This is a genomic window from Streptomyces sp. NPDC059564 (genome assembly GCF_042735575.1).
Classification (GTDB): Bacteria; Actinomycetota; Actinomycetes; order Streptomycetales; family Streptomycetaceae; genus Streptomyces.
Genome location: NZ_JBHWBP010000473.1, coordinates 1 through 4,827 on the forward strand (window position 1 = coordinate 1; position 4,827 = coordinate 4,827).

Annotated in this window: 3 protein-coding genes and 1 pseudogene; 2 read left to right on the plus strand and 2 right to left on the minus strand. The window is 69.4% G+C overall.

Annotation, left to right across the window (positions count from 1 at the left end):
* Nucleotides 1-190 (minus strand): annotated as a pseudogene (locus ACFV0Q_RS38400) (CAP domain-containing protein); the annotation flags it as partial.
* 439 nt (nucleotides 191-629) lie between these two features.
* A complete protein-coding gene (locus ACFV0Q_RS38405) occupies nucleotides 630-1,307 on the minus strand; it encodes a macro domain-containing protein (RefSeq protein ID WP_385012320.1) in 678 nt (225 codons plus the stop codon).
* A gap of 271 nt (nucleotides 1,308-1,578) precedes the next feature.
* Here ACFV0Q_RS38405 and ACFV0Q_RS38410 point away from each other — a divergent pair, with 271 nt between their 5' ends.
* On the plus strand, nucleotides 1,579-3,195 hold the full coding sequence (locus tag ACFV0Q_RS38410) for an ADP-ribosyltransferase domain-containing protein (RefSeq protein WP_385012322.1): 1,617 nt from the start codon (nucleotides 1,579-1,581) through the stop codon (nucleotides 3,193-3,195).
* 132 nt (nucleotides 3,196-3,327) lie between these two features.
* Nucleotides 3,328-4,650 (plus strand): hypothetical protein, encoded by a 1,323-nt coding sequence (locus ACFV0Q_RS38415; protein WP_385012323.1) that lies wholly within the window; start codon nucleotides 3,328-3,330, stop codon nucleotides 4,648-4,650.
* The last annotated feature ends 177 nt before the right edge of the window (nucleotides 4,651-4,827 follow it).

Sequence of the window (4,827 nt, forward strand, 5' to 3'; positions counted from 1 at the left end):
GGGAGTCCTGGCCGCCGAAGCGGGAGTCCTGCCAGGGGCGGGCGTCGTGCTGCGCCGCTGCGGTCCGTACGGGACCGGTCTCCTGGGTGTCCAGGCACGCCGTGGCGGCGGTGGGCACACCCACGATGGCCAGCGCGCCGACGGCGACGGCTATTTTCCTGTAGTGCGTCTTCTTACGGTGCTTCTTCATGCGGGACCTCACTCGGTGATCGCGAAGCTCCCGGCGCCGGACCGCAAGGGCGCCGGAGGAATCGCCATTCTTAAAAGCCCGGCAACGGCCTGGCAAGCCCGATCTACTACGGTGCGTAGTAGGTAGGGGCCCCGGCTTGAAACGACCGGAAGATCGTGCATGCCCTCGCCGTGGCCGTTCCGGCGGAGACCTGACGCGCCGCTAGAACCACCCCCCATCAGCCGCGTTGGCCGAGGCTAAATGAGAGTCAGTGATTCCGTTTCCGGCGGAGTGCGGCATGTCAACGCCAAACAGGGACAAATAGCGAAATGTCGATGCGCTGACGATCTCCGCCAAGCCCGCCGCCCCGGCGGGTGATGTGTGACGCATGTCACCGCTTCCGGACGCAACCGCCCGCCCGCCGGCCGCCGCGCGCGTACCCCGGATGTGCCGGGTGAAATCAGCGGCGGCAGGAGGGGGACTCGGGCGGGGCTATGCGGACCCGGCTCTCGGCGGGGGCGTTCTCGATGTCCTCGAGCTGCGCGACGATCGTGCCGCGCAGGTGCTCGTAGTCCTCGAAGCGGAAGTCCTGGAACAGGGTGTGCCCCGTCCACATCAGGTTGGCGCACACCCGGGCCGGCACCCGCCCGGTCCGCGCACCCATGCCGACCAGGGCCACGGACCGGATGCTGCCCGGCTCCTCCCTGTTCTGCTGGTGGACCGCCTGGAAGGCGGCCGCGCACGCCAGAGCCACGTTGAGGGTCTCGCTCACGTTCTCCGAGGACGACTCCATCGTCGGCGTCGATATGAGGAACCTCGGCTTGACCGCCCCGGACCGGACGCACACCGCGCTCCCCACCGGGAGGCTGCCCGCGAACCGGTCGCGGATCGCCCGCTGGACACGCAGCTGGATGCCCGCCCCCAGGTGTCGCTTGATCACCGCGTCGACCCCGCCGTCCATCAGGCCCTTGGAATTGGTCGGGGTGACCCAGGCGTCGACGTCCTCGTCCAGGATCGAACCGTTGCGGATCTCGATCCCCGGCGTGTCGGCGAACGCGGCCCGCCACGCCTCCACCACATCGGTGTTGAGGTCGGTCAGCACTACCCTCAGCGACGACTGCACGGCTTCTACGGACATGGTCCACTCCTTGCGGGATACGGGTCCTTCCACTGGTCACGACGTTACCGCGCCCCACTGACAACGCCCTTTCCGGACCCGGCTGGTGACCCATCGTCACGATTGCGGGCGTGCTGACCGGGTGTTAGCCTGCCGCCAGATTTCCGCTGACCGCGCCCGAGCCGAAGCCTGCGTCCACGACGCGAGAGCCGGGCCGGTCCGCAGGCGGACGCGGCGTTCCGGACGCCCCTCCATCCCTCAGCACGGTTCCTCTCCTGGGAGTTCCTTCACCATGCGCGATGCCAACGTCCCGGCCCAGCCCGACTCGAACGACCCGCTGGGCCTCACCGAACTGTTCAAAGGCGGCGGCGAGCCGTGGCTTCCGCTGCTGAAGCCGGTCATCGAGGCGCAGCCGGACGCGGCCTCGTTCATCGGTGCCGGACGCGGCTCCGAGGTCGTTCCCGTCCGCGAACTGACCTTCCAGGCGCTCAAGCCCAACCCGCCGCACAAGTGGAAGGTGGTCGTCTTCGGGCAGAACCCGTACCCGCGCCCGGAGAGCGCGACCGGCATAGCCATGTTCGACAACACCTTCCACGACTGGAAGGACAGCCAGTTCGGCCGGGTCGTCAGCATCCGCTGCATCATCAAGGCGGCGGCGATGTGGAAGTACGGCATACCCAAGAAGACCCCGATCGCCGACGTCCGCGCGCTGCTCAAGGAGCAGGACACCGTCCAGCCGCCGGAGTGGTTCCAGGCGATGCTCACCCAGGGCGTCCTCCTGCTGAACGCGGCCCTCACCGCCAGCGGCGACGGATCGACCGGAACCGACCGGCACACCGGGTTCTGGCGTCCGGTCACCGAGAAGATCATCGAAGAGATCCTCCGGGCCAAGCAGAACGCCGACGAGGAGGACCGCGGTGTCGTCTTCGCGTGGTGGGGGGCCCACGCGCGCAACCTGAAGAAGGTCGTCCTCCGGCTCCAGGAGAAGTACCCCGAGGTCGAGGTCCGGCACATCGACCACGCGAACCCCGCGGCGCAGGGCGACATCTTCTGCGAGGGTGATCATTTCGCGATGGTGAACGAGGCCCTCGCCTCGCTGGGCGCCGCCCCGGTCGACTGGCTGCCGAGCAAGGGGTGGAACGAGCGCGCGGCCGGGGCCGGCGGGACCGACGGTGACGTCGCCGAACGCATGGGCGCGTTCATCGCCTCCACCATGGAGCTGCACCAGCTCTACCTGGAGCGGCTCGCCGGCGTCAAGGACGAGGGGCTCGTCCTCCCCGCGATCACCGGTGTCTTCGACACCCCGCTCATGGACTTCCCCGACGCCGTCGGCCCGGTCGCCCGGCTGCTGGCCAACCTCGACCGGCACGTCACGCGATCGCACGAGTTCGGCAAGCGGCGCGCGGACGAAGCGGCCGGCGGCCTGTCCGCCGACGCCATCGCCGCCCTCCACCTCTACACCTGCGAGTCCGCCTTCTACCGGGAGATCAACGCCGTCCTGCGCGCCCCGGACCGCGCCAAGGTCGTCCCGTACCTCCCCTACCTGAGGCTGCTGTTCTCGGCCGTTTCGCAGCTCCCCGCCCGCACGGAGCCGCTGTGGCGCGGGGTGTCGCTGGACCTGCGGGCGCAGTACCCCCTCGGCCGGACCGTGACCTGGTGGGGCGTGTCCTCCTGTACCTCCCAGCTCGGCGTGGCGCGCTCCTTCCTCGGCAGCCGGGGCAAGCGGACGCTCTTCGAGGTGGTCCCGCGCCGGGCGGTGGGCATCCAGCGGTTCTCCGCGTTCACGGGCGAGGAGGAGTTCATCCTCTCGCCCGGCACACAGCTCGAGGTGACGGACGTGAAGGCCGAACGCGGCGGCCTGTGCACCGTGCGGCTGACCGAGCTGGAGGAGCAGACCCTCGTGTCCTGACCGGTGACCCTGTGGGTTGGCTGTGAAGTGACGGACGCGTGGGGGACCTGTGCGGCTACTGTGCCGACAAGTTCTATATTCATACGAAGCATCCATGCGCGGCCCTGCTGCGGTGATCAGGGGGGATACGCGATGGCCGAGGCCGACGACGCTTCGCAGGTCCGGACGGAGTCCCGGAGTGCCCGCAAGGAACGCAGGAAGGCGCAGAACCGCAAGCGGCTGGTCATCGGCGTCTCCGTGATCGCCCTGGGAGGGGCCGCCGCGACCGCCTACGCCTTCACCCTGGGCGGCGCCTCGGGGGCCGCCCAGGGCGACGCGAGGTTCGCGGACCCCGCGGCGGGCGGCGCCGGGGGCGGTGCGAAGAAGGGCACGGAGGAGCCCTGGGACGGCAAGGTCAAGGTGCTGGGGGACGGCTCGACCTCCTACACGGGCCCGCAGCCGGGGCAGCTCAAGCCCGAGCGGCTGAAGCCGGGCGAGAAGCCGCCGCAGTTCGTCGTGTTCTCCTGGGACGGCGCGCTGGAGGGCGACGACCACCTCTTCTCGCACTTCCGCCAGGTGGCCCGGGAGAGCAAGGCCCACATGACCTTCTTCCTCACCGGCATATACCTGCTGCCGGACGGCAAGAAGATGCTCTACCGGCCGCCGCAGCACAGTCCGGGCTCGTCCGCGATCTCGTACCCGACCGTCCCGCACGTGAAGACCACGCTGGAGCAGCTGCGCGGCGCCTGGGGCGACGGCGACGAGATCGGTTCGCACTTCAACGGGCACTTCTGCGGGCCCAAGGGCGGCGGTGACTGGAGCCCCGCCGAGTGGAAGAGCGAGATCGACCAGACGTACGCCTTCATGAAGAACTGGAAGACCAACACCGGTTTCACCAAGGAGGCGCCCCTGCCCTTCGACCCGGACCGGGAAGTGGTCGGCGGCCGGGCGCCGTGCCTGGAGGGCCAGAAGAACCTGCTGACCGCGATCAAGCCGTACGGCTGGCGCTACGACGCGAGTTCCTCCGGAGACTTCCAGATGTGGCCGTCCAAGCAGCAGGACATATGGAACTTTCCCCTCCAACTCGTTCCATTGCAGGGCAAAGAGGCGCAGGTCCTCTCGATGGACTTCAACTTCCTCTACAACCAGTCCGGCGACAGCACCCAGGGCGACCCGGCGAAGTTCGCCGGCTGGCAGACGCAGACCCGGATGTCGTACCTGAACGGCTTCAACCGCGTCTACAACGGCAGCCGGGCGCCCATGTTCATCGGCAACCACTTCGAGGACTGGAACGGCGGCATCTACATGAAGGCCGTCGAGGACGTGATGAAGGACGTCTGCCCGCGCCAGGAGGTCCGCTGCGTGTCGTTCCGGGAGCTGGCGGACTGGCTCGACGCCCAGGACCCCAAGGTCCTGGCCCAGCTGCGGCTGCTCGACCCGGCGCAGGCGCCGGACTGGAAGACGCTGATCAAGTGAGCGGCCGGGCGGCGGAGCCTCCCCGCGGGGTCCCCCCGTCGCCCGGCCGCCGGGCCTACTTGACCGCCTTGATGTAGTCGGCCCACAGGCCCACCGCCCGCTCGCTGCCGGGCGTGCCGGGGGCGTCGCCCCCCCCCCCCCTCCGCGGCACCGGCACGAGGGCGGACAGCGACAACC

What these genes read in the sequence shown, in the direction of transcription:
- ACFV0Q_RS38410 (WP_385012322.1), top strand. Translation starts at nt 1,579, where the DNA reads ATGCGCGATGCCAACGTCCCGGCCCAGCCCGACTCGAACGACCCGCTG.
- ACFV0Q_RS38405 (WP_385012320.1), bottom strand. Translation starts at nt 1,307, where the DNA reads ATGTCCGTAGAAGCCGTGCAGTCGTCGCTGAGGGTAGTGCTGACCGAC.
- ACFV0Q_RS38415 (WP_385012323.1), top strand. Translation starts at nt 3,328, where the DNA reads ATGGCCGAGGCCGACGACGCTTCGCAGGTCCGGACGGAGTCCCGGAGT.